General features: G+C 71.9%; 22 protein-coding genes. 15 read left to right on the top strand and 7 right to left on the bottom strand.

Translation table 11 applies throughout. From position 1 onward, the window contains the following. Nucleotides 1–14: 14 nt before the first annotated feature. From glgA to H577_RS0105230, 3 genes are all read left to right on the top strand, one after another. Entirely contained in the window at nt 15–1229 is a 1215-nt protein-coding gene (gene glgA, locus H577_RS0105240; RefSeq protein ID WP_029145057.1) for a glycogen synthase, read from the top strand. Between the two features lie 10 nt (nt 1230–1239). Continuing rightward, nucleotides 1240–2043: an ABC transporter ATP-binding protein gene (locus tag H577_RS0105235; RefSeq protein WP_029145056.1), complete on the top strand. Its 804-nt coding sequence runs from the start codon at nt 1240–1242 to the stop codon at nt 2041–2043. Between the two features lie 61 nt (nt 2044–2104). Continuing rightward, a complete protein-coding gene (locus H577_RS0105230) occupies nt 2105–2359 on the top strand; it encodes a type B 50S ribosomal protein L31 (protein ID WP_029145055.1) in 255 nt (84 codons plus the stop codon). 40 nt (nt 2360–2399) lie between these two features. On the opposite strand, the gene H577_RS0105225 is transcribed toward H577_RS0105230, so the two are convergent. Next, the gene (locus H577_RS0105225) at nt 2400–3167 is read right to left on the bottom strand and encodes a 3'-5' exonuclease (RefSeq protein WP_084515856.1); all 768 of its coding nucleotides are present in this window, start codon (nt 3165–3167) and stop codon (nt 2400–2402) included. Between the two features lie 68 nt (nt 3168–3235). Between H577_RS0105225 and H577_RS0105220 the strand changes: the two genes are divergently transcribed. Next, nucleotides 3236–4117, top strand: coding sequence for an alpha/beta fold hydrolase (locus H577_RS0105220; RefSeq protein ID WP_029145053.1), 882 nt, complete (start codon nt 3236–3238; stop codon nt 4115–4117). Between the two features lie 14 nt (nt 4118–4131). Here H577_RS0105220 and H577_RS0105215 read toward each other — a convergent pair whose 3' ends face one another. Then, nucleotides 4132–4605 carry an Lrp/AsnC family transcriptional regulator gene (locus H577_RS0105215; protein ID WP_029145052.1) on the bottom strand — a complete coding sequence of 158 codons (474 nt, stop codon included), beginning with the start codon at nt 4603–4605 and terminating at the stop codon, nt 4132–4134. Nucleotides 4606–4767: 162 nt separating this feature from the next. On the opposite strand from H577_RS0105215, the gene pdhA reads away from it, so the two are divergent. The 5 genes from pdhA to H577_RS0105190 all read left to right on the top strand — a co-directional run bounded on the left by pdhA (nt 4768) and on the right by H577_RS0105190 (nt 9190). Further along, nucleotides 4768–5904, top strand: a complete 1137-nt coding sequence (gene pdhA, locus H577_RS0105210; RefSeq protein ID WP_029145051.1) for a pyruvate dehydrogenase (acetyl-transferring) E1 component subunit alpha — start codon at nt 4768–4770, stop codon at nt 5902–5904. Continuing rightward, entirely contained in the window at nt 5901–6911 is a 1011-nt protein-coding gene (locus H577_RS0105205) for an alpha-ketoacid dehydrogenase subunit beta (protein WP_029145050.1), read from the top strand. Before pdhA ends, H577_RS0105205 begins: the two co-directional genes overlap by 4 nt. After that, on the top strand, nt 6908–8302 hold the full coding sequence (locus H577_RS0105200; protein WP_029145049.1) for a dihydrolipoamide acetyltransferase family protein: 1395 nt from the start codon (nt 6908–6910) through the stop codon (nt 8300–8302). Before H577_RS0105205 ends, H577_RS0105200 begins: the two co-directional genes overlap by 4 nt. Before the next feature lie 256 nt (nt 8303–8558). Beyond that, nucleotides 8559–8813, top strand: coding sequence for a ribbon-helix-helix protein, CopG family (locus H577_RS15230; RefSeq protein ID WP_036283937.1), 255 nt, complete (start codon nt 8559–8561; stop codon nt 8811–8813). Next, nucleotides 8810–9190 carry a type II toxin-antitoxin system VapC family toxin gene (locus tag H577_RS0105190; RefSeq protein WP_029145048.1) on the top strand — a complete coding sequence of 127 codons (381 nt, stop codon included), beginning with the start codon at nt 8810–8812 and terminating at the stop codon, nt 9188–9190. The genes H577_RS15230 and H577_RS0105190 overlap by 4 nt, the downstream gene beginning before the upstream one ends. A gap of 349 nt (nt 9191–9539) precedes the next feature. On the opposite strand, the gene H577_RS0105185 is transcribed toward H577_RS0105190, so the two are convergent. Further along, on the bottom strand, nt 9540–10136 hold the full coding sequence (locus H577_RS0105185) for an SACE_7040 family transcriptional regulator (RefSeq protein ID WP_029145047.1): 597 nt from the start codon (nt 10134–10136) through the stop codon (nt 9540–9542). A gap of 151 nt (nt 10137–10287) precedes the next feature. Between H577_RS0105185 and H577_RS0105180 the strand changes: the two genes are divergently transcribed. From H577_RS0105180 to H577_RS0105160, 5 genes are read left to right on the top strand one after another with little or no spacing between them, the layout of a single operon-like run. Continuing rightward, nucleotides 10288–11850, top strand: a complete 1563-nt coding sequence (locus H577_RS0105180; RefSeq protein ID WP_425411312.1) for a carboxyl transferase domain-containing protein — start codon at nt 10288–10290, stop codon at nt 11848–11850. Between the two features lie 4 nt (nt 11851–11854). After that, entirely contained in the window at nt 11855–13834 is a 1980-nt protein-coding gene (locus H577_RS15225; protein WP_036283935.1) for an ATP-binding protein, read from the top strand. 9 nt (nt 13835–13843) lie between these two features. Beyond that, nucleotides 13844–15004 (top strand): acyl-CoA dehydrogenase family protein, encoded by a 1161-nt coding sequence (locus tag H577_RS0105170; RefSeq protein WP_029145045.1) that lies wholly within the window; start codon nt 13844–13846, stop codon nt 15002–15004. A 5-nt stretch (nt 15005–15009) separates the two neighbouring features. After that, nucleotides 15010–15486: a MaoC family dehydratase gene (locus H577_RS0105165; protein ID WP_029145044.1), complete on the top strand. Its 477-nt coding sequence runs from the start codon at nt 15010–15012 to the stop codon at nt 15484–15486. Continuing rightward, nucleotides 15483–16286 carry an HpcH/HpaI aldolase/citrate lyase family protein gene (locus H577_RS0105160; RefSeq protein ID WP_029145043.1) on the top strand — a complete coding sequence of 268 codons (804 nt, stop codon included), beginning with the start codon at nt 15483–15485 and terminating at the stop codon, nt 16284–16286. The genes H577_RS0105165 and H577_RS0105160 overlap by 4 nt, the downstream gene beginning before the upstream one ends. 30 nt (nt 16287–16316) lie before the next feature. Here H577_RS0105160 and H577_RS0105155 read toward each other — a convergent pair whose 3' ends face one another. Together H577_RS0105155 and H577_RS0105150 are read right to left on the bottom strand one after the other, a co-directional pair. Further along, nucleotides 16317–16934, bottom strand: a complete 618-nt coding sequence (locus H577_RS0105155; RefSeq protein ID WP_029145042.1) for a histidine phosphatase family protein — start codon at nt 16932–16934, stop codon at nt 16317–16319. A gap of 64 nt (nt 16935–16998) precedes the next feature. Beyond that, on the bottom strand, nt 16999–17823 hold the full coding sequence (locus H577_RS0105150; RefSeq protein ID WP_036283933.1) for a Sir2 family NAD-dependent protein deacetylase: 825 nt from the start codon (nt 17821–17823) through the stop codon (nt 16999–17001). A gap of 69 nt (nt 17824–17892) precedes the next feature. Here H577_RS0105150 and H577_RS0105145 point away from each other — a divergent pair, with 69 nt between their 5' ends. Continuing rightward, nucleotides 17893–18699 (top strand): TrmH family RNA methyltransferase, encoded by an 807-nt coding sequence (locus tag H577_RS0105145; RefSeq protein WP_029145040.1) that lies wholly within the window; start codon nt 17893–17895, stop codon nt 18697–18699. Between the two features lie 107 nt (nt 18700–18806). Here the strand turns inward: H577_RS0105145 and H577_RS15220 are convergent, their stop codons facing one another. Together H577_RS15220 and H577_RS0105135 are read right to left on the bottom strand one after the other, a co-directional pair. Beyond that, nucleotides 18807–20699, bottom strand: a complete 1893-nt coding sequence (locus H577_RS15220) for an FUSC family protein (protein WP_051191786.1) — start codon at nt 20697–20699, stop codon at nt 18807–18809. Next, nucleotides 20699–21553, bottom strand: a complete 855-nt coding sequence (locus H577_RS0105135) for an SGNH/GDSL hydrolase family protein (RefSeq protein ID WP_029145039.1) — start codon at nt 21551–21553, stop codon at nt 20699–20701. The genes H577_RS15220 and H577_RS0105135 overlap by 1 nt, the downstream gene beginning before the upstream one ends. Nucleotides 21554–21595: the final 42 nt, after the last annotated feature.

Here is a 21595-nt window from a genome sequence, read left to right as displayed (position 1 = left end):
CTAGCGTTCCTGACATGCGCGTCGACATCGTGACGAAGGAGTACCCGCCGGAGGTCTACGGCGGGGCGGGAGTGCACGTCGCCGAGCTCGTGAAGGCGCTGCGCCGGCTCGGTGTCGGCGAGGGCGGACCGGTCGACGCACGGGTGCGCGCGTTCGGCGCGCTGCGCGATGAGCGCGGCACCCGCTCCTACGGCGTGCCCGATGCGCTGCGCGACGCGAACCCCGCCGTGCAGACCCTGGGCACCGACCTCGAGATCGTGCCCGACATCGCCGGCGCCGACGTCGTGCACTCGCACACCTGGTACGCGAACTTCGCCGGGCATGTGGCATCCCTGCTGCACGGCATCCCGCACATCGTGACCGCCCACAGCCTCGAGCCGCTGCGTCCGTGGAAGGCCGAGCAGCTCGGCGGCGGGTATGCGCTCTCGAGTTTCGTGGAGCGCACCGCGTTCGCCTCTGCCGCGGCGGTCATCGCCGTCAGCGACGGCATGCGCTCCGACATCCTGCGCACCTACCCCGACCTCGATCCGCGCCGGGTGCGCGTGATCTACAACGGGATCGACGTGCAGGCGTGGCATCCCGTCGACGACCCGACGCTGCTCGCGACGCTCGGGGTCGACGCGTCGCGGCCGAGCGTCGTGTTCGTCGGCCGCATCACCCGGCAGAAGGGTCTGCCGCACCTGCTGCGGGCGGCTCGGATGCTGCCGCCGGAGGTGCAGCTGATCGTGTGCGCCGGCGCCCCCGACACCCCGCAGATCATGGCCGAGGTCACCGAGCTGGTGCAGGGGCTGCAGGCCGAGCGCGACGGTGTCGTCTGGATCGACCGGATGCTCAGCCGCCACGAGCTGTGCACGGTGCTGACGGCGGCGACCGTGTTCGTGTGCCCGTCGGTGTACGAACCGCTGGGCATCGTGAACCTGGAGGCGATGGCGTGCGGCGCCGCGGTGGTGGGCACCGCGACCGGTGGCATCCCCGAGGTCGTCCTCGACGGTGTCACCGGGCGGCTTGTGCCCATCGACCAGGCCGACGACGGCACCGGCACCCCGCGCGACCCGGAACGGTTCGCGGCCGACCTGGCCGCCGCGCTCACCGAGGTGGCGTGCGACCCCGAGCGTGCCGCCGCCTACGGCAGGGCCGGGCGCGAGCGGGCCGCGACCGACTTCGGATGGGACCAGATCGCCCGGCAGACCGCGGCGCTGTACGCGGAGGTGAGCGGGTCCGGCCGTTAGGCTGGATGCCATGCCCCAGGTCCTCGAGTTCGCCGACGTCGTCGTCCGCCGCAACGCCCGCAACATCGTCGATCACGTGGACTGGTCGGTGCGCGGCGACGAGCGCTGGGTGGTGCTCGGGGCCAACGGTGCCGGCAAGACCACGATCCTGCAGTTGGCGGCGACACTGCTGCATCCCACCAGCGGCACGGTCACCGTGCTCGACGAGCGGCTCGGCCGCACCGACGTGTTCGAGCTGCGCCCCCGCATCGGCTTCGCCTCGTCGGCGATGGCGCGCCGGGTACCGCCCGAAGAGACCGTGCTGAACGTGGTGATGACCGCGGCGTACTCGGTGCTCGGCCGGTGGAACGAGTCCTACGAAGACATCGACGAGCGTCGCGCCCTGCGGGTGCTGGCCGAGTGGCGGCTCGACCACCTCGCCGACCGCACCTTCGGCACCCTGTCGGAGGGGGAGCAGAAGCGCGTGCAGATCGCCCGTGCCGTGATGACCGATCCCGAGCTGCTGCTGCTGGACGAGCCGAGCGCGAGCCTGGACCTGGGGGCCCGGGAGGAGCTGCTGCAGTTGCTCGGCGGATACGCGCAGGCGCCGACCACTCCGGCCATGATCATGGTCACCCACCACGTCGAAGAGATCCCGGTCGGGTTCACGCACGTGCTGCTGCTGCGGGACGGTGCGGTCGTGGCATCCGGCCCGCTAGAGGAGACCCTCACCGCCGAGAACCTCAGCGCCACGTTCGGCATGCCGATCACCCTGGCCACCGAGGACGGGCGCTACGCCGCCCGTGCCGCGTCGCAGAACCCCGGCGATCGCTGATAGACTCGATCCTTGGTGCTTCGGCGCCGCAGATTTCCCTTCCGCACCGCAAGGAATCCCAATGAAGACTGACATCCACCCCGACTACCACGCCGTTGTCTTCCGCGACCTCGGCTCGGGCGAGACCTTCCTGACCCGCTCGACCGCGACCAGCGACAAGACCATCGAGCTCGATGGCGTCGAGTACCCCGTCATCGACGTCGAGATCTCGTCGGCGTCGCACCCGTTCTACACGGGCAAGCAGCGCATCCTCGACTCGGCCGGCCGCGTCGAGAAGTTCAACCAGCGCTTCAAGGGCTTCGGCGCCGCCAAGTAATCGCGCACCCGGTGAAGGCCCCGCTGCGGCGGGGTCTTCGTCATGTGCGGGCGCGGATCGGCCAGCTGCCGTCGAGGGTGTCGGCCGGATCGATCCGCCCGATGCGCACGAAGTACTCGGTGAGGCTTTCGGCCTGGTCGCGCGCCCAGCCGATCTGCCGGGTGTGCAGTTCGACCGCCGATGCGGGCAACGCCGTCGCGTACCGCTGGGCGAGGGCCAACGCCACCCGACCGGCCGCGACCGCGTCGGACGCCGCCTCGTGCGCGTCCTCGAGCGCCACCGCATAATGCGCGGCCACCGCGGTGAGGGTGCGCTTTCCGCGCCGATACCGGTCGAGCGCCTTGTCGAGCACGAGCGGGTCGATCACCGGCTCGGGACGTGCGATCTCGGCCACGCCGTGTCGCCGGCACTCGTGGGCCAACAGCGAGAAGTCGTACGGCGCGTTGTAGGCGACCACCGGAACACCCGCCTCGAACAGGGCCCGCAGCGCCGCGGTCACCTCGGCGACCACGTCGGCCGCGGGTCGGCCATGGGCACGGGCGTACTCGGTGGTGACACCGTGCACCGCCGCCGCGGCATCCGGGATCTCGACCCCCGGGTCGGCGAGCCAGTCCTGCGCCTGCACCACCGCACCGGTGCCGTCGAGCACACCGACGTGTGCGGTCACCACGCGATCGCCGGTGACATCGATGCCCGTGGTCTCGAGATCGAACACGCCCACCCGGCGCGACCAGTCCGGCACGGCCGCGTCCGTGTGCGGGGTGGCGGCGTCGTCGGGATCGAGGTCGAAGAGTGCCGGCTGGTCCATGCCGCCCACGGTAGGGCACACCTCCGACAACGCCCGGCAGCGACGCCGCGGCATCCTAGACTCGACGGGTGAGCGCCCCGAACCCGTACGCCGCACAGCTGGCCGAGATCCCGGTCACCCGTCGCGAGGCGACCGTGCTCGGCGGCACCACCGCCTACTGGGTGTACGGGCCCGACGACGCCGCGGTGACGATCCTGGCCGTGCACGGGTTCCGTGGCGAGCATCACGGTCTCGAACCGATCGTGGCGTTCCTGCCCGGCATCCGCGTCATCTCGCCCGACCTGCCGGGATTCGGCGAGACCGCGCCGCTGCCGGGGCGCCGCCACGACCTGGGCGGATACGTCGATTGGCTCACGTCGTTCGCCGCCGACACCTGCCCCGGCGCCGTCGTGCTCGGCCACAGCTTCGGGTCGATCGTGGCGGCGGCCGCCGTCGCCGCCGGCCTGCCGACGCCGGGGCTGATCCTGGTCAACCCGATCGGCGCGCCCGCACTCGCCGGGCCGCGCGGGGTGTTCACCCGCCTGGCCGTGCTCTACTACCTGCTGGGCGCGCGGCTGCCGCGCCGTGTGGGCGAGGCGCTGCTGCGCAACCGGATGATCGTGCGGGTCATGAGCCTGGCGATGGTCAAGACGCGGGATGCCACGCTGCGTCGCTTCGTGCACGACCAGCACGACACCTACTTCTCGCGCTTCGCCGACCGCGATGTGCTGCACGAGGCGTTCGTGACCAGCGTGTCGCACGACGTGCGGCAGTCGGCCGCGGGCATCGCGCAGCCCACGCTGCTGATCGCCGCCGAACGCGACGACATCACCCCGATCGAGAAGGAACGGGAACTGGTGCGGTTGTTCCCGGACGCCCGCCTGTACGAGATCCCCGCGGTCGGGCACCTCATCCATTACGAGACGCCGCGACCGGCCGCCGAGGCGATCATGCGCTTTCTCGCACGCTGAGCCGCGCCGGGGGACTATGCGCCTTCGCGGGCCAGGTCCATGAGCGGACGCACCCGGTAACCGATGACCTCGCCCATCGCCAGCGAGGTCTCGGTGCGCTCCACCCCGTCGATGGCGAGGATGCGGGCATCCGTCTCGAACAGGTGCTGGGTGTCACGGCACGCCACATGCACGAGCAGATCGACCTGGCCGCTCATCCCATGCGCCTGCAACACCTCGGGGATGCGGTGCAGTTCGCCGGTGATGTAGGGCAGATCGGCCTGCCTGACCGTGACGGCGATGAACGCCTCGATGGGAAAGCCGAGCGCGGTCGCCGAGATCGCCCGCTCGAAGGAGAGGAACACCCCCGACCGCTCCAGTCGCGCCATCCGCGCCTGCACCGTGTTGCGACTCATCCCGAGCTTCTCGGCGAGCGCGACGACGGTGGCGCGCGGATCCTGCGACAAGGTGGCCAGAAGCTCCAGATCGACACTGTCCAGGTGGGCCATAGTGCGAAACACTAGCACGACGCTGCCGGGTGATACTGCGCAACATGCTCAGTCGGCTTCGTGTTGCTTGAGCTAGGTGCAAAATGCACGTACTCTCACGGTATCCGGCGGTGTAGCCGGCTCATCACGCGGCGCCCCACGAGGGTGCCGCGAGAAGGAGGGATGACGATGGTGCACACCCTGACTGGGACAGCCGACCTCAAGACGGATGTCGACGACGTCGCACGACTGCTGACCGCCGACGGCGAGCGGATCGCCGACCACGACCTGGACCCGTGGGTCGCCGACATCGACGTGCAGGCGCTGCGCGACCTGTACCGCGACATGGTCGTGCTGCGCCGGATCGACGCCGAGGGCATGGCGCTGCAGCGTCAGGGGCAGGTGGGCCTGTGGGCGCCCTGCCAGGGCCAGGAGGCCACCCAGATCGGAACCGCCCGTGCGATGCGGGCCGACGACTTCGCGTTCCCGAGCTACCGCGAGACCGGGGTGACGTACGCCCGCGGCGCGAAGCCCGAGGGGTACATCCGTGCCTGGCGGGGCGAGGCGCACTCCAGCTACGACCCGAACGAGATCGGCGCCGCCATCCCGCAGATCATCATCGGTGCGCAGACCCTGCACGCGGTCGGCTACGCCATGGGCATCCAGCGCGACGGCACCGACCAGGTCGTGGCGACCTGGTTCGGCGACGGCGCCACCAGCCAGGGCGACGTGAACGAGGCCATGGTGTTCGCCGCGTCGTACCACGCGCCGGTGGTGTTCGTCTGCTCCAACAACCAGTACGCGATCAGCGAGCCGGTCGGCGTGCAGGCCACCGCGCCCATCGCCGGCCGTGCGCCCGGGTTCGGCATCCCGAGCATGCGCGTGGACGGCAACGACGTGCTCGCCGTCACCGCCGCGATGCGCTGGGCGCTCGATCACGCCCGCAGCGGCAAGGGACCGGCGTTCATCGAGGCGGTCACCTACCGGATGGGCCCGCACACCACCAGCGACGACCCCACGCGCTACCGCAGCCCGGGCGAGCTCGATGCCTGGCGCGGCCGCGACCCGCTGACCCGTGTCGAGGCGTACCTGCGCAGCCAGGGCGCGTTCGACGACGAGTTCGCCGCCGTCGTCGCCGCGGCCTCGGACGAGATGGCCGCCGCCGTGCGCAGCACCTGCCTGGCCATGACGACGGCACCGGCGCTGAGCATCCTGGACGATGTCTACGCCGAGCCGCACGCCGGCCTCGACGAAGAGCGCACCTGGTTCTCGGCCTACCTCGACGGCTTCCAGGACGAGTCGGCGGAGGTGGCACGATGACCCAGCTCACCATGGGCAAGGCCCTGAACGAGGGCCTGCGTCGCGCCATGCGCGATGACGACAAGGTGCTCATCATGGGTGAGGACATCGGCAAGCTCGGCGGGGTGTTCCGCATCACCGACGGCCTGCAGACCGAGTTCGGCGCGCAGCGCGTGGTCGACACCCCGCTCGCCGAGTCCGGCATCGTGGGCACCGCCGTGGGCCTGGCCTACCGCGGGTACCGGCCGGTGGTCGAGATCCAGTTCGACGGCTTCGTGTACCCCGCGTTCGACCAGATCGTCTCGAACGTCGCCAAGCTGCACTACCGCTCGCAGGGTGCGGTGAAGATGCCCATCACCATCCGCATCCCGTGGGCCGGCGGCGTGGGTGCCGCGGAACACCACTCCGAGTCGCCCGAGGCGTACTTCGTGCACACCGCGGGTCTGCGGGTGGTGGCCGTCTCGAACCCGCAGGACGCCTACACGGTGCTGCGGCAGGCGATCGCCTGCGACGACCCGGTCGTGTTCTTCGAGCCCAAGCGGCTCTACCACACCAAGGGCGAGGTGGAGCTCGACGGCGACCTCGCCGACGCCGCGCCGATGGGCCTGGCGCGCATCGCCCGGCCCGGCCGCGACGTGACGCTGCTCACCTACGGTGCGCAGGTGTCGACGGCGATGGATGCCGCGACCGCCGCCGAGGACGAGGGCGTCGACATCGAGGTGATCGACCTGCGGTCGCTGTCGCCGGTGGACTACAAGACCATCACCGCCTCGGTGCGCAAGACCGGCCGTGTCGTGGTCACGCACGAGGCGGCCCGCGAGGCGGGGATGGGCGCCGAACTGATCGCCAGCGTCACCGAACGCTGCTTCAACCACCTCGAGTCGGCACCGGTGCGGGTGACCGGGTGGGACATCCCGTACCCGCCGGCGAAGCTCGAGAAGCACCATGTGCCCGACCTCGACCGCATCCTCGACGCGGTGGACAGCGTGCTGGACCGGCCGAACAGCCTGACCGGAGTCGAACTGTGAGCCAGGATTTCCGTCTGCCCGACCTCGGTGAGGGACTGCCCGACGCCGAGCTGGTCTCGTGGCTGGTCGCCGAGGGCGACGAGGTCGCCCTGAACCAGAACATCGCCGAGGTCGAGACCGCCAAGGCCGTCATCGAGCTGCCGAGTCCCTTCGCCGGTACGGTGCAGAAGCTGCACCATGCCGCCGGAGACGTCGTCGAGGTGGGTGAGGTGCTCATCACGTTCGGCGGCGGGGAACCGGATGCCGCAGCCCCTGCGGCGGCCGACGAGGACGCCGCCGAGGAAGAGGAGAAGGCCACGCCGAACCTCGTGGGCTACGGTGCCGCGCCGCGCAAGTCGGCTCGGCCGCAGCGGCGCGCCCGCGCCGCCCGCACCGGTGGCGCAGGTACCGGTGCCGAGACGGCCGTGCTCGAGGCGGCCCCGCACGACGCGATCGTCGAGCAGCCCCTGGAACGCCCGATCGAGCGTCCGCGGTCCACACCGCCGGTGCGCAAGCTCGCCAAGGACCTGGGCATCGACCTGGCGCTCGTCGAGGCCACCGGGGCCACCGGTCTGATCACCCGTGCCGACGTCGAGGCCTATGCCGCACGGGTCGGTCTCGACGCACACCCGGCCGCCGACGAGGCGCGCACGGCCGGTGCGGCGGGAACCGGGCAGTCGGTGGCCGCCGGGCGTGAGGCGGCACCGGGTGAGCGGGTCACCCGCATCCCGATCCGTGGGGTACGCAAGGTCACCGCCCAGGCCATGGTGCGCAGCGCGTTCACCGCGCCGCACGTGACGACGTTCCACACCGTCGACATCACCGAGACGATGCGGCTGGTCGCGTCGCTGAAGGCCGACCGGTCGCTGGAGGGGCACCGCATCGGCGTGATGGCGGTCGCCGCGAAGGCCGTCTGCCTGGCACTCGGGCGCAACCCGAGCCTGAACGCCAAGTGGGATGCCGATGCGGGCGAGATCGTCGAGCACCACTACGTCAACCTCGGCATCGCCGCGGCCACCGAGCGCGGGCTGATCGTGCCCGTGATCCCGGACGCCGACGCGATGACCCTGGTCGAGCTGGCCGACGCGATCACCGAGCTCGCCCAGGTCGCGCGCTCGGGCAAGACGCCGCCGTCGGCGATGACCGGTGGCACGTTCTCGATCACGAACTTCGGCGTGTTCGGGGTCGAGGCCGGCACCCCCATCCTGAACCCGGGGGAGTCGGGCATCCTCGGCCTGGGCTCGGTGGCACGGCGGCCGTGGGAGCACGACGGCGAGATCGCCCTGCGCGACGTGATGACCCTGAGCCTCTCGTTCGACCACCGGCTGGTGGACGGCGCCGAGGGATCGCGTTTCCTCGTCGACGTCGCCCGGGTGCTCGAAGAGCCCGGGCGGGCGATGCTGCTGCGCTGAGTCGGCACGGACTGCCCGTCGCGTGGACCGGCGCGAACTGCCGGTCGCGTGCACCGGCGCGGTGCGCCGTGGCACCGGGTTTGGGGCGGATCTGTGCGTTTGGGGCGGATCTGTGCGGCCGAATCCGCACAAACCCGCCCCAAACCCGCGGCAAACCCGCGGCCAGGGTCAGGCGCGCAGCGCGGCACGGGCGAGCTGCTCGAGCAGCGCGCGCATCGAACGAGCCGGTATTCGGATGATGTAGTAGTATTACATCATGGTCCTGTCGCGCACCCAGATCTCCCTGAGCGAGGACGACCGGAGAATCCTCGACGTGGCCGCCCGGCGGACCGGGTTGTCGATGAGCGCGCTCATCCGTGATGCGATCCATTCGACCTACGGCGCGCCGACTGCTGCCGACGCCGTGCGCACCGCGATCGACACGTCATTCGGTGTTGTGGCGATCGAGCATGACGGAGAACGCGAGGTCGAGCGGCTACGCAGCGGGCGGAGACTGGCAGAGCTCGCATGACCGCGTGGTTCATCGACACATCGGTGCTGATCGATCACACCCGGGGGGTGGCAGGGGCGCGCGATGCGCTGCTTCGCGCAGCGGAGAGCGGAGAACTGCATTCGAGTGAAGTTGTGCGAGCGGAGCTGCTGGTGCTGATCCGGCCTGCCGAACGCGAGGCCGTCTCTCCGCTCCTGAAAGTCATCACCTGGCATCCCGTCGATGAGCCGGTGGCTGAGCGCGCCGGTGAACTGGGGCGGCGCTGGCTTCCGTCGCACAACGGCATCGATGTGGCGGACTTCCTCATCGCTGCGACCGCGACGCTGATCGGCGCGGAGCTTCTGACGAAGAACATCACGCACTTCCCGATGTTCCCGGGCCTCGTGGCGCCCTACTAGCGATGGAGAAGGCGAGTCGCTCCGCGCCATGCGGAACGGCGCGCCCTCGCAGCTTGGGCGCAGCCGGCAACGCACCGACGAACTCGTCGCGGCTCGGGCGCGGCCGGGAACGCGACGAACTCGCGCCTCCGCTGCGGCGAGGTGATCTCGCGGCGTTCGGCGACCGGGTGGAGGTCGAGCTGAGCAAGGCGGTGGGCGGGTTCAGGCCGGGTTCGTCCGCTGACGGGGCGCGGGCTGCTCTCACAGACTCCGGATGATCGCACGTACGTCGGGTGATTCTGCGGGAATCGTCCGAGGTACGTCGACTTCTCCGAAGTCTGTGCTCCAAAGTCTGTGCACCGCAGCGGGCTCACGCGCGCAGCGCGGCGCTCGCCAACTGCTCGAGCGTCGCGCGCACCTCGGCTTCTGCCGGTGCCGCCCGTAGGCCGCGCACGCTGTGCGGCGTCGAGTTGATGAGCCCGAACACGGCGTGTGCGCGCACGCGCAGGTCGGCGTCGGTGCGCTGGGGGTGGATGCCGCGGAGTACGCCGACCCACAACTCCACGTACTCGCGCTGCAGTCGCCGCACCCGGTGCCGGTCGGCGTCGGCAAGCGATGCGAGGTCGCGGTCCTGCACGCGGATGACGTCGGCATCGGTCAGGGCGAAGTCGACGTGGAACCGGATCAGCGCATCCAACCGCGCCGTGGCATCCGTCTCACGTTCGAGCACCGCGGTGCCCCCGTCGCGCAGTCGTTCGCTCACCCCGACGAGGATGGCCGCCAGCAGCGCCTGCTTGCTGGCGAAGTGCCGATACACGGCCGGGCCGCTCACGCCCACGGCGGCTCCCAGGTCCTCCAGGCTCACCCCGGCGAACCCGCGCTCGGCGAACAGCCGCGCCGCGGCACGCAGCAGCGCGGACTGCCGATCCGACTTCGCCCGCTCACGATCGGTGGGGACCGTTGCCATTTCAGTTAATCCTCGCTAACATGACTTCTCAGTTAGTGAACACTAACAGCAGTGGCGGCATCCGTGCACGGGGCCGCAGGACGTCGAGGGAGATGGCATGGCCCCACTGGCTCCGGTGATCGACACCGCCCCGGCCGCGGGCGACGCGTTCATGCGAACCGCGCAGGCGCAGCGCGACCTGGCCGCGCAGCTGCGCGAACGCCTGGCGGCCGCCGCGCTGGGCGGCCCCGAGGCATCCCGCGAGCGCCACGTGAAGCGCGGCAAGCTGCTGCCGCGCGACCGTGTGAGGCGGCTGCTCGACGAGGGCAGCCCGTTCCTCGAGATCGCGCCGCTGGCCGCGAACGGGCTCTACGACGACCAGGCGCCCGCGGCGGGCGTCATCGCCGGCATCGGGCTGGTGCACGGTCGGCACGTCATGGTGGTGTGCAACGACGCCACCGTCAAGGGCGGCACGTACTACCCGATGACGGTCAAGAAGCACCTGCGCGCCCAGGAGATCGCCCTCGAGAACCGGCTGCCCTGCGTGTACCTGGTCGACTCGGGCGGTGCCTTCCTGCCCATGCAGGACGAGGTGTTCCCCGACCGCGATCACTTCGGCCGCATCTTCTACAACCAGGCGCGGCTGTCGGCCGAAGGCATCCCTCAGATCGCCGCCGTGCTCGGCTCATGCACCGCCGGCGGTGCGTACGTGCCGGCGATGAGCGACGAGACGGTCATCGTGCGGAACCAGGGCACGATCTTCCTCGGCGGACCGCCGCTGGTGAAGGCGGCGATCGGCGAGATCGTGACCGCTGAAGAGCTCGGCGGGGGAGAGCTGCACGCCCGCCGCTCGGGCGTGGTCGACCATCTCGCCGAAGACGACGAGCACGCCCTGCAGATCGTCCGCGACATCGTGGCCACGCTGCCGCCGCCGGCGGACCCGGCGTGGGAGGTGCTCGACTCGCGCGAGCCGGTGGCCGACCCGGGCGAGCTGTACGGTGTGGTGCCGGTTGACGTGAACCAGCCGTACGACGTGCGCGAGGTCATCGCGCGCCTCGTCGACGGCAGCGAGCTGCACGAGTTCAAGAAGGAGTACGGCACCACCCTGGTCACCGGCTTCGCGCACATCCACGGTCATCCGGTGGGCATCGTCGCCAACAACGGCGTGCTGTTCGGCGAGTCGGCGCTGAAGGGCGCCCACTTCATCGAACTGTGCGACCAGCGGGGCATCCCGCTGCTGTTCCTGCAGAACATCTCGGGCTTCATGGTGGGGCGGGATGCCGAAGCCGGCGGCATCGCCAAAGACGGGGCCAAGATGGTCACGGCCGTCGCCACCACCCGCGTGCCCAAGCTGACCGTCGTGATCGGCGGCTCGTTCGGCGCCGGCAACTACTCGATGTGCGGCCGCGCGTACTCGCCCAGGTTCCTGTGGACGTGGCCGGCCAGCCGCATCTCGGTGATGGGCGGACCGCAGGCCGCCTCGGTGCTGGCGACCGTCAAACGCGACCAGCTCGCCGCGCGCGGCCAGGAGTGGTCGGCCGACGAGCAGGCCGAGTTCGAGGCGCCCATCCGTGCGCAGTACGACGAGCAGGGCAGCCCCTACTACGCCACCGCGCGGCTGTGGGACGACGGTGTCGTCGACCCCGCCGACACCCGCGACCTGTTGGGCCTCGCGCTCGACGTCGTCTCCCGTTCCCCCCTGCCCGAGCCGCGCTTCGGCGTCTTCCGGATGTGAGGATATGACCCCGCTCACCGAGGTGTTCGACACCGTCCTCGTCGCCAACCGCGGCGAGATCGCCCGCCGCGTCATCCGCACGCTGCGCCGTCTGGGCATCCGCTCGGTCGCCGTCTACAGCGACGCCGACGCCGACGCCCCGCACACCCGCGAGGCCGACGTCGCCGTGCGCATCGGCCCCGCCGCGGCGGCGCAGTCCTACCTGGACATCGACGCGATCATCGCCGCCGCCCGCGCCACCGGCGCCCGCGCGATCCACCCCGGCTACGGGTTCCTGTCGGAGAACCCGGCGTTCGGCGCCGCGTGCGCCGCGGCCGGCATCGTGTTCGTCGGGCCCGGCGCGCAGGCGCTCGAGGTGATGGCCGACAAGATCCGTGCCCGCGACCACGTCGCCGCCTCCGGCGTGCCGATCGTGCCCGGGTTCAGCGCCGCCGGCATGACCGACGCCGAGATCACCGCGGCCGCCGTCGCGGCCGGCTTTCCGCTGCTCATCAAACCGTCCGCGGGCGGCGGCGGCAAGGGGATGCAGGAGGTGCACGACGCGGCGCAGATCCCGGATGCCGTGGCCACCGCCCGTCGCGTCGCGAAGGCCGCGTTCGGCGACGACACGCTGCTGTTCGAACGACTGATCCGGACCCCGCGCCACATCGAAGTGCAGGTGCTCGGCGACACCCACGGCCACGTCATGCATCTGGGCGAGCGCGAATGCACGCTGCAGCGCCGCCACCAGAAGGTGATCGAAGAGGCGCCGTCGCCGATCATCGACGCGGTCACCCGAGCCCGACTGGGCGAGGCCGCCTGCGCGGCCGCGGCATCCGTGGCCTACACGGGTGCCGGCACCGTGGAGTTCATCGTCTCGGCCGACGCGCCCGACGAGTTCTTCTTCATGGAGATGAACACCCGGCTGCAGGTCGAGCACCCGGTGACCGAACTGGTCACCGGCATCGACCTGGTCGAACAGCAGCTGCGCATCGCCGCCGGCGAGCCGCTCGCCCTCGGCGAGGTCGTGCTCGACGGCCACGCGATCGAGGCGCGCGTGTACGCCGAGGCCCCCTCGCGCGGCTTTCTGCCCGCCACCGGCGATGTGCTGCGGTGGCAGCCGGCGCCCGGGGTGCGCACCGATGCCGCGGTCGAGTCCGGCAGCGTCGTCACCGCCGACTACGACCCGATGATCGCCAAGGTCATCGCCCACGGTGACGACCGCGCCACCGCGCTGGCCGCACTGGACGCCGCCCTGGCCGACACGGTGCTGCTGGGCGTCGACTCGAACATCGCGTTCCTGCGCACGCTGCTGGCCGACCCCGCCGTCATCGAGGGACGGATGGACACCGGTCTCATCGACCGGATGCCGCCGTTCGAAGACCCCGTACCGGCGGATGCCGCGTTGGCGGCCGCCGCCGCCGTCGTGCCGGCGGCCGCGGAGCGCGGGCACGCCTCGCCGCTGTGGCTGGCGGGGTCGGGGTGGCGGATGGGCGAAGAGCCCGTGCCCGCCCGGGTGTGGTTCGCCACGTCCGACGGCGCGATCATGGTCGCCGAGCGGGCGCCGCGGGCCGAAATGACGATCGCGGCGCAGGCCGACCGGGCCGCGGTCGGACCCGACGGCCAGATCTGGGTGCACGCCGACGGCGTCAACACCGCGCTGACCCCCCTCAGTCGACGGCAGCTGCTGGCACGGCGCCTGGCCGAACGCGAACGGGCGGATGCGGCATCCGACCCCGACCTGCGTGCCCCGATGCCGGGGGCCGTCGTCGCCGTGCACGTCGCCGACGGCGCCCGGGTCGCCGCCGGAGACAAGATCCTCTCGATCGAGGCGATGAAGATGGAGCATCCGCTCACCGCACCGCACGACGGCGTCCTCGCCCTGTCGACCGCCGTCGGCGACCAGGTGCGCCGCGACCAGGTGCTCGCCCGCGTCATCGCCGACACCCCCGCACCCGAGACCACGGACGCTGCGGCATCCGTGACCACCGACAGCCCCGAATGAAGGACCCGCATGGACACCTACAGCACCTATGACGTCACCGACGACGAGCGCGACCTCGCCGGCATGGTGCGCGATTTCGCCGACACCGTCGTCGCCCCGGTCGCCTACGAGGCCGACCGCACCCACACCCTGCCGTTGGACGTCGTCGCCCAGATGGGCGAGATGGGCCTGTTCGGCCTGCCGTTCCCCGAGGAGTACGGCGGGCAGGGCGGTGACTACTTCGCCCTGTGCCTGGCGATCGAGGCGCTCGGCCGGGTCGACCAGTCCCTGGCGATCACCCTCGAGGCGGGTGTGAGCCTGGGCGCGATGCCGGTGTTCCGGTTCGGCAACGAGGAGCAGAAGCAGCAGTATCTGCCCGACCTGCTGGCCGGCCGTGCGCTCGCCGGGTTCGGGCTCACCGAGCCCGACGCGGGGTCGGATGCCGGGGCCACCCGCACCACGGCGCGCCTCGAGGACGGCCACTGGGTGATCAACGGCGCCAAACAGTTCATCACCAACTCGGGTACCGACATCACCCGGTTCGTGACCGTCACCGCCGTCACCGGCGAAAGCGACGGGCGCAAGGAGATCTCGACGATCGTCGTACCGAACGGCACCCCCGGCTTCACCGTCGAGCCCGCCTACGACAAGGTCGGCTGGCACGCCTCCGACACGCACCCGCTCACCTTCGCGGACGCGCGGGTGCCCGAGCAGAACCTGCTCGGTGAGCGTGGCCGCGGATTCGCGAACTTCCTGCACATCCTCGACGAGGGGCGCATAGCGATCGCCGCGCTGTCCGCCGGCGCCGCCGAGGGATGTGTGGACGCGGCCGTCGACTATGCGCACAGCCGCACCGTGTTCGGGCAGCCGCTGGCGAGCAAGCAGGCCATCCAGTTCATGATCGCCCGCATGCACGCCCGGGTGCACAACGCGCGCCTGGCCTGGCACCACGCGGCCCGGCTGCGCGACGCCGGCAAGCCGTTCAAGACCGAGGCCGCGATCGCCAAGATGACCGCCAGCGACGCCGCCATGGACAACGCCCGCGACGCCACCCAGATCTTCGGCGGCAACGGGTTCATGAACGAATACCCGGTCGCCCGGCACTACCGCGACTCCAAGATCCTCGAGGTCGGGGAGGGCACCACCGAGGTGCAGCTGCTGGTCATCGCCCGTTCACTCGGACTGGCGTGACGGCGATGACCGAGATCGTCCAGCGCGGGCTGTACTACGAGGAGTGCGAGGCCGGCGCGCGCTACCTGCACCGGCCCGGTCGCACCGTCACCGAAGCCGACAACATGCTGTTCTCGGCGCTGACGATGAACACCCAGGCGCTGCATCTGGACGCCGCCTACGCGGCCACGCAGCCGTTCGGCCGGTTGTTGATGAACTCGATGTGGACGCTGTCGACGCTGGTCGGCATGTCGGTGGCGCAGATCACCCAGGGCACCCTGGTCGCCCAGCTCGGGCTCAGTGACATCGCCTTCCCGCATCCGGTGTTCGCCGGCGACACCCTGTACGGCGACACCGAGATCGTCGCCAAACGCCTGTCGAAGTCGCGGCCCGGTCAGGGGCTGGTGACCATGACCCACACCGGACGCAACCAGAACGACGAGATCGTCGCCACCGTCACGCGCGTCGCGCTGATGTGGTGCCTGCCGCAGGAGGACGCATGAGCTTCGCCATGGGCCCGGCGCTGCTGTTCTGCCCGGCCGACCGGCCGGAACGGTACGCGAAGGCGGCCGAGCGCGCCGACGCGGTGATCCTCGACCTCGAAGACGCGGTGTCGCCGGATGCCAAGGCCGCCGCCCGCGGGCATGTGATCGAGAGCGACCTGGACCCGGCCCGGACCATCGTGCGCATCAATCCGCTCGACTCCGACCACCTGGCATCCGATCTGTCGACCGTGCTGCAGACCGACTACCGCACCGTCATGGTCGCCAAGGCCGAGTCGGCGAAGCGGATCGGCCGGCTCGACCCGCGGCTGCGCGTCGTCGCGCTGTGCGAGACCGCGCGCGGGGTCGAGCGGGCCGAGAAGATCGCCGCGCTCGAGAACGTCGACGCGCTGATGTGGGGCGCCGAAGACCTGGTCGCCTCGCTGGGCGGCACCTCCAGCCGCAAGCGCAACGGCCGCTACCGCGACATCGCCCGCTACGCGCGGGCGCGGGTGCTCCTGGCCGCCGGCGCGCACGGCAGGGCCGCGGTCGACGCGGTGCACCTCGACATCGCCGACGCGAAAGGGCTCGCCCGCGAGGCCGAAGATGCCGCGGCGACGGGTTTCGCCGCGACGGCGTGCATCCATCCCTCGCAGGTCGAGATCATCCGTGCCGCGTACCGGCCCGACGCCGACACCGTCGCCTGGGCGAAGGCGGTGCTGGCTGCGGCCGAGGGCGAACGGGGCGTGTTCTCGTTCCGGGGCCGGATGGTCGACGAGCCGGTGCTGCGGCACGCCCGGGCGGTGCTGGGCCGGGCCTGAATCCGAGAACCGGCGGCTCAGACCCACGGCTCAGACCCGCTCGGCCTGCGCGGCGCCGCTGCGGGCGGCATCCACCAGACGCAGCCGTTCGCGCTCGAACAGCAGCGTGTAGCCGCCGCCGTTGGGCAGTGACGTGCCCGGCTCCGGCAGGTCGCCGTGCGTGACGTGCCGCACCAGTTCGCGGATGAGCGCGCCGTGCGAGACGACGATGACGGATGCCGCGGCGGGCGCGGTGGCGCGGCGCACATCGTGCGCGACCCGGCGCACCGCGGCGACGGCGCGGCGGCGCAACCGGTCGGCGGTCTCGGCGCCGGGCACCTGGGCCGTGGCCCACGGACCGAACCGCGCCGCGAACTCGTCGCCCGTGATCCCTTCGGCGGCGCCGTACCCCCGCTCGCGCAGACCGGGGTACAGCCGCGGCACGGGCAGTCCGAGCTCGCCGGCGATGATCTCGGCGGTCTCGCGGGCGCGCGACAGGTCGCTGGCGACGATCGCGACCGGACCGTGCAGCCGCTCGCCCAGGTCGGCGGCGGCCTCGCGCGCCTGACGGCGACCGGTGTCGTTGAGCGGGATGTCGGTGGCGCCCTGGATGCGTCCGACGAGGTTCCAGTCGGTCTCGCCATGGCGCACGAGGGTCAGCGAAGTCACGCCGCGAGCCTACCGACCCGCACCGAGCGGATGCCGAGCGGACGCTGAACGATGCCGAGCACGCTCAACCGGCCGGGCGGGGGAGCCGGGCGGCGAGGCTGCCCAGCACATCGCTGGTGCCCGCGTCGATCTTCACCGCGGCGGATGCGTCGGCCCGGGTCGCACCCCGGTTCACGATCACCACCGGCAGGGCGCGGCGATGCGCGCGCTGGATCAGCCGCATCCCCGAGTTCACCGCCAGCGACGAGCCCGCCACCAGCAGCGCCTGCGCCGCGGCGAGCAGCTGCGCGGCCCCGGCGAACCGTGCGGGCGGGATCGTCTCACCGAAAAACACCACCTCGGGCTTGAGCATCCCGCCGCACACGCTGCACACCGGGATGCGGAACCCGTCCACCGAGTCGGGGTTCACGTCGCCGTCGGGCAGCAGCACCGCCTGCTCGTCGGTGACCAGCCAGGGGTTGTCGGCCTCGATGCGGGCGGCGAGGTCACGGCGGTCGAACACCTGGCCGCAGCGCAGGCATGCCACCCGGCGCATGGTGCCGTGCAGCTCGACCACGCGCCCCGACCCGGCCTGCAGGTGCAGGCCATCGACGTTCTGCGTGATGACCCCGGTGGCGGTGCCGAGGTGCTCCAGCCGGGCGAGCGCCGCGTGCCCGGGGTTGGGATGCGCCGCCGAGAACCGCTTCCAGCCCAGGTGACTGCCCACCCAGTACCGGCGACGGGCCTGCTCGGAGCCGAGGAACTGCTGCACGGTCATCGGGGTGCGCACCGGGGCTCCCTCGCCGCGGTAGTCCGGGATCCCCGAGTCGGTCGAGACGCCCGCGCCGGTGAGCACCGCCAGCCGGCGGCCCGAGAGCACCGTCACCGCCTGGTCGATCGCGTCCGTCATCCGCACCCCCGCCCGTCCAGGCTACGCCCGCGGTTTGGGATCGTGCAGCGGCGGCGGCATCCTGGATGCGTGATCGTCACCCGCATCGACGACGCGGACGACCCGCGTCTGGCCGACTACCGCGACCTCACCGACGTCGCACTGCGGCGGGTGATCGAGCCCGCCGGCGGCCTGTACATGGCCGAATCGGCGAAGGTGCTCGCCCGGGCGCTGGCGGCGGGGCACCGGCCGCGGTCGGTGTTGATCCAAGACAAGTGGATGCCGGATGCCGAAGCCCTGCTCGCCAGGCGCCCCGACGTGCCCGTGTACACGGTGCCCGCCGAGGTCGCCGAGCAGGTCACCGGATACGCGGTGCACCGCGGCGTGCTCGCGGCCATGCACCGGCCGGCGCTGCCGGAGCCGGCGGAGGTGCTGGCCGCTGCCCGGCGGGTGCTCGTGCTCGACGACATCGTCGACCACACCAATGTCGGGGCGATGTTCCGGGGGGCCGCGGGCCTGGGCGCCGACGCGGTGCTGGTCGGTCCGCGCTGTGCCGACCCGTTGTACCGGCGCAGCGTGCGGGTGAGCATGGGCACGGTGTTCCAGGTGCCGTGGACCCGGCTGCCCGACTGGCCCGAGGCCGCCGACGTGCTGCACGACGCCGGCTTCGTGCTCGCCGCACTCGCGCTCGCCGACGACGCGGTGCCGCTCGATGAGTTCGCCGCGGACCCGCCGGAGCGGGTCGCACTGATGCTCGGCGCCGAGGGCGACGGGCTGGGACGCCGGGCGCTGGCCGCCGCCGACCAGATCGTGACGATCCCGATGCGCGGCGGGGTCGACTCGCTCAATGTGGCAGCTGCCGCGGCGGTGGCGATGTGGGCGTTGCGTATGGAGTGACGGGCGGGCCGCCGACATGCTCGGATGCGTTCGGAGAGGCTCAGAAACGGCCCTGTGCACATCTCGGCCTGTTGGCGGTCCGCCGCGCCCCGCCCGGCGGGCGGGGCTCAGCCGGCATCCGGTCCGGCCGCGGCGGCCGGGGCGGGCAGTGACGCGGCGAGCGCGTCGATCTCGGGCCCGAACAGGCGCGGCAGCGCCGGCAGCGGCGCCGGCTCCGACCCGTCACGCACCGCGGCGGCCACCGCCGCCAGCGCATCGTGGATCCGCGACATCCCGTCACGACCGTCGCCGAACGCGTCGTCGCGCTCGGCGGAGATGTCGCGGTCGCCGTGCTCGAGCATCCAGCAGGCGGCCAGCGCGCCGTAGCCGAGTTCCTGCACCGCGGTCACCGCGGGCCAGTGCTGCTCGGCGGTGCGTCGCTGCGCCGCCGATCCGCCGACGGCCGCCGTGTACGCGTTGCCGACGGCGAACAGCGCGGACTGCAGCCGGTGCCGGGCACGGTGCGCCTGCGGCGAGCCCGGATCGGCCGCCGCGACGTGCACGATGACCGCCTCCGCGCTCTGCACGGCCGCCACGATGGCGTCGGGGATGCGGGTCGGGCGGTTGCGGGCGGTCGCCGCCCGCAACGCGAAGAACACGAGCACGCCGATGGCGCACCCGATCGTGGTGTCGACGCCCCGGGCCAGCAGCAGGCCGGGGATGTCGCCCTCGCCCTGCGCGCCCGCGGCGATCACCACGGCCGACACCGTGATGAACACCACCGCGAGCGAATAGTTGCGCATCACCGTCACCTCGATGACGAACTGCGCGACCATCACCACGAGCACCAGCCACGGCCCCTGCGGATGCGCGACGAGCACCGCGCCGGCCAGCAACAGGCCGACCCACGTTCCCACCATGCGCTCGGCGCCGCGCTGCACGGTGCGGATCCAGTCCAGCCCCGCGTGCAGCACGAGAACCGCCGCGGCCACCGCCCAGTACGCGCGCTCCAGGCCGAGCAGCCCGCCCGCGATGCCGGCGAGCAGGGCCGCGACACCGACCCGCAGCACGATCAGCCGCGCCGGGGCACCCGGGCGCAGCCCGGCGCGCAACGCGTTCCACGGGCTCGCGGCGCCGAGCGGCAGGAACCCGTCATGCCCCTGGTCCGCGGGCCGCTGCCGCGCCCGCTCGACCAGCTCGACGGCGGTGTCGATGATGACCGGGTCGGCGGATGCTCCACGTGCGGCCGCACGGACGCTCCGTGCGAACAGCAGGTGCAGGCGGCGGTTCAGCCCTTGCAGATGCCGCAGCGTCGCCGTGGCGGGCAGGCGCGTCGGCTGCTCGGTGACGAGTGTGGTCCACGCGGCGTTCAGCGCGAGCGCGGCGCGGTGCCGGGCGTCCTGCTGCCGCGGGGATCCGACGGCCGCCGCGTGTGCGGCCACGGCCCGGACGGCGGCGGCGACGGCGAGCCCCTCGGGCCCGCGTGGACGAGCGACGGCGGGCACCATGTGCACGACCCACGCGACCGCGCCCCCGGCCAGCACGAGCAGTCCGGCGTGCCAGGGTGCGATGCTCGCCGTGGGCAGCGTCGTCCCGGCCGCGCACGCGAGGGTGAACATGTAGGCGCCGGGCGGGCCGACGCGCAGCGCGCTGCACATGTACGTCGAGACCATCGCGATGACCACGACGGTGGGCACCACCAGCAGCGGCACTCCCTCGACCGCCATGCCGAGCGCGACGGCGAGCGCGAACGACAGGGCGATCAGCGCCAGATGTCCGGCCCGGTTCAGGTAGGGGCGCCCGCTGCCGTACAACGACGTGAAGGCCCCGAGACTCGCCATCATCCCGGCATCCATGTGCCCGCTGAGCCACCCGACGGTCAGCGGCACGCCCATGCAGATCGACGCCCGCAGCGCGCTCGGCCAGCGGCGCGGGGCCGGTCGGAGGGTGAACAGCGGACGGATGCCGTGGGTGGGCGGGCCGGGCGAAGGAGGCAGCGCCGCCCCGGACGGCGTCGCCACTACGCGCTCTCGCCGCGGTGCGCGGCGGCATCCTTCCCCGGCGCCAGCGTCGTGACCGGCAGCGGCTCGGGGCGTTTGGCGGTGACGTTGTCGCCGGATGACTGGTGCCGCAGCCGGCGCAGCACCCACGGCACCAGGTGCGCACGCGCCCACACCAGGTCTTCGGCGCGAGCCTCACGCCAGGTGCGCTGCGGCAGCGGATCGGGCTGCATCGGCGTCAGCTCGTTCGGCACGTTCAGCGCCCGCAGCACCATGCGTGCGACCTCGTGGTGACCCAGCGCGTTGAAGTGCAACCGGTCGTCGGTGAAGAACCGCGGGTCCTGCACGGTCTTCAGCGCCCACTGGTCGGCCACGATGCAGTCGTACTGGTCGGCGACGGCGCGCACGTTCTCGTTGTAGATGGCCACCTTGCCGCGGATCGCGCGGAACACCGGGGTGAAGTCGGTGTCGATGCCGGTGAACACCACCACCGTCGCGCCGGTGGCCGACAGACGCGCCACCGCGTCGCGGAAGATCTCGGCGACGGCATCCGGGTCCGACCCGGGCCGGATGACGTCGTTGCCGCCCGCGCAGAACGTGATCAGGTCGGGCTTGAGTTCCAGGGCCGGATCCACCTGCTCGTCGACGATCTGACGGATGAGCTTGCCGCGCACGGCGAGGTTCGCGTATGCGAAGTCGTCCACCTGGCTCGACAGCACCTCGGCGACCCGGTCGGCCCAGCCCCGGTACACGTCCGGACGAGTCGGGTCGGGGTCGCCCACCCCCTCGGTGAACGAGTCGCCCAGTGCGACGAAGCGCCGCCACGGGTGCGGCTGCGCGTTCTCGACGTACGGGCTGCGAAGATCGTCCGACATGGGGCCTCCCGGTTCGTGACCGAGTCTCACCCTAGCCCGCCG

This window comes from Microbacterium luticocti DSM 19459 (assembly GCF_000422405.1).
GTDB lineage: Bacteria > Actinomycetota > Actinomycetes > Actinomycetales > Microbacteriaceae > Microbacterium > Microbacterium luticocti.
Note: the sequence above shows the minus strand (reverse complement) of the source record. Positions and strands in the feature narration are given on the sequence as shown.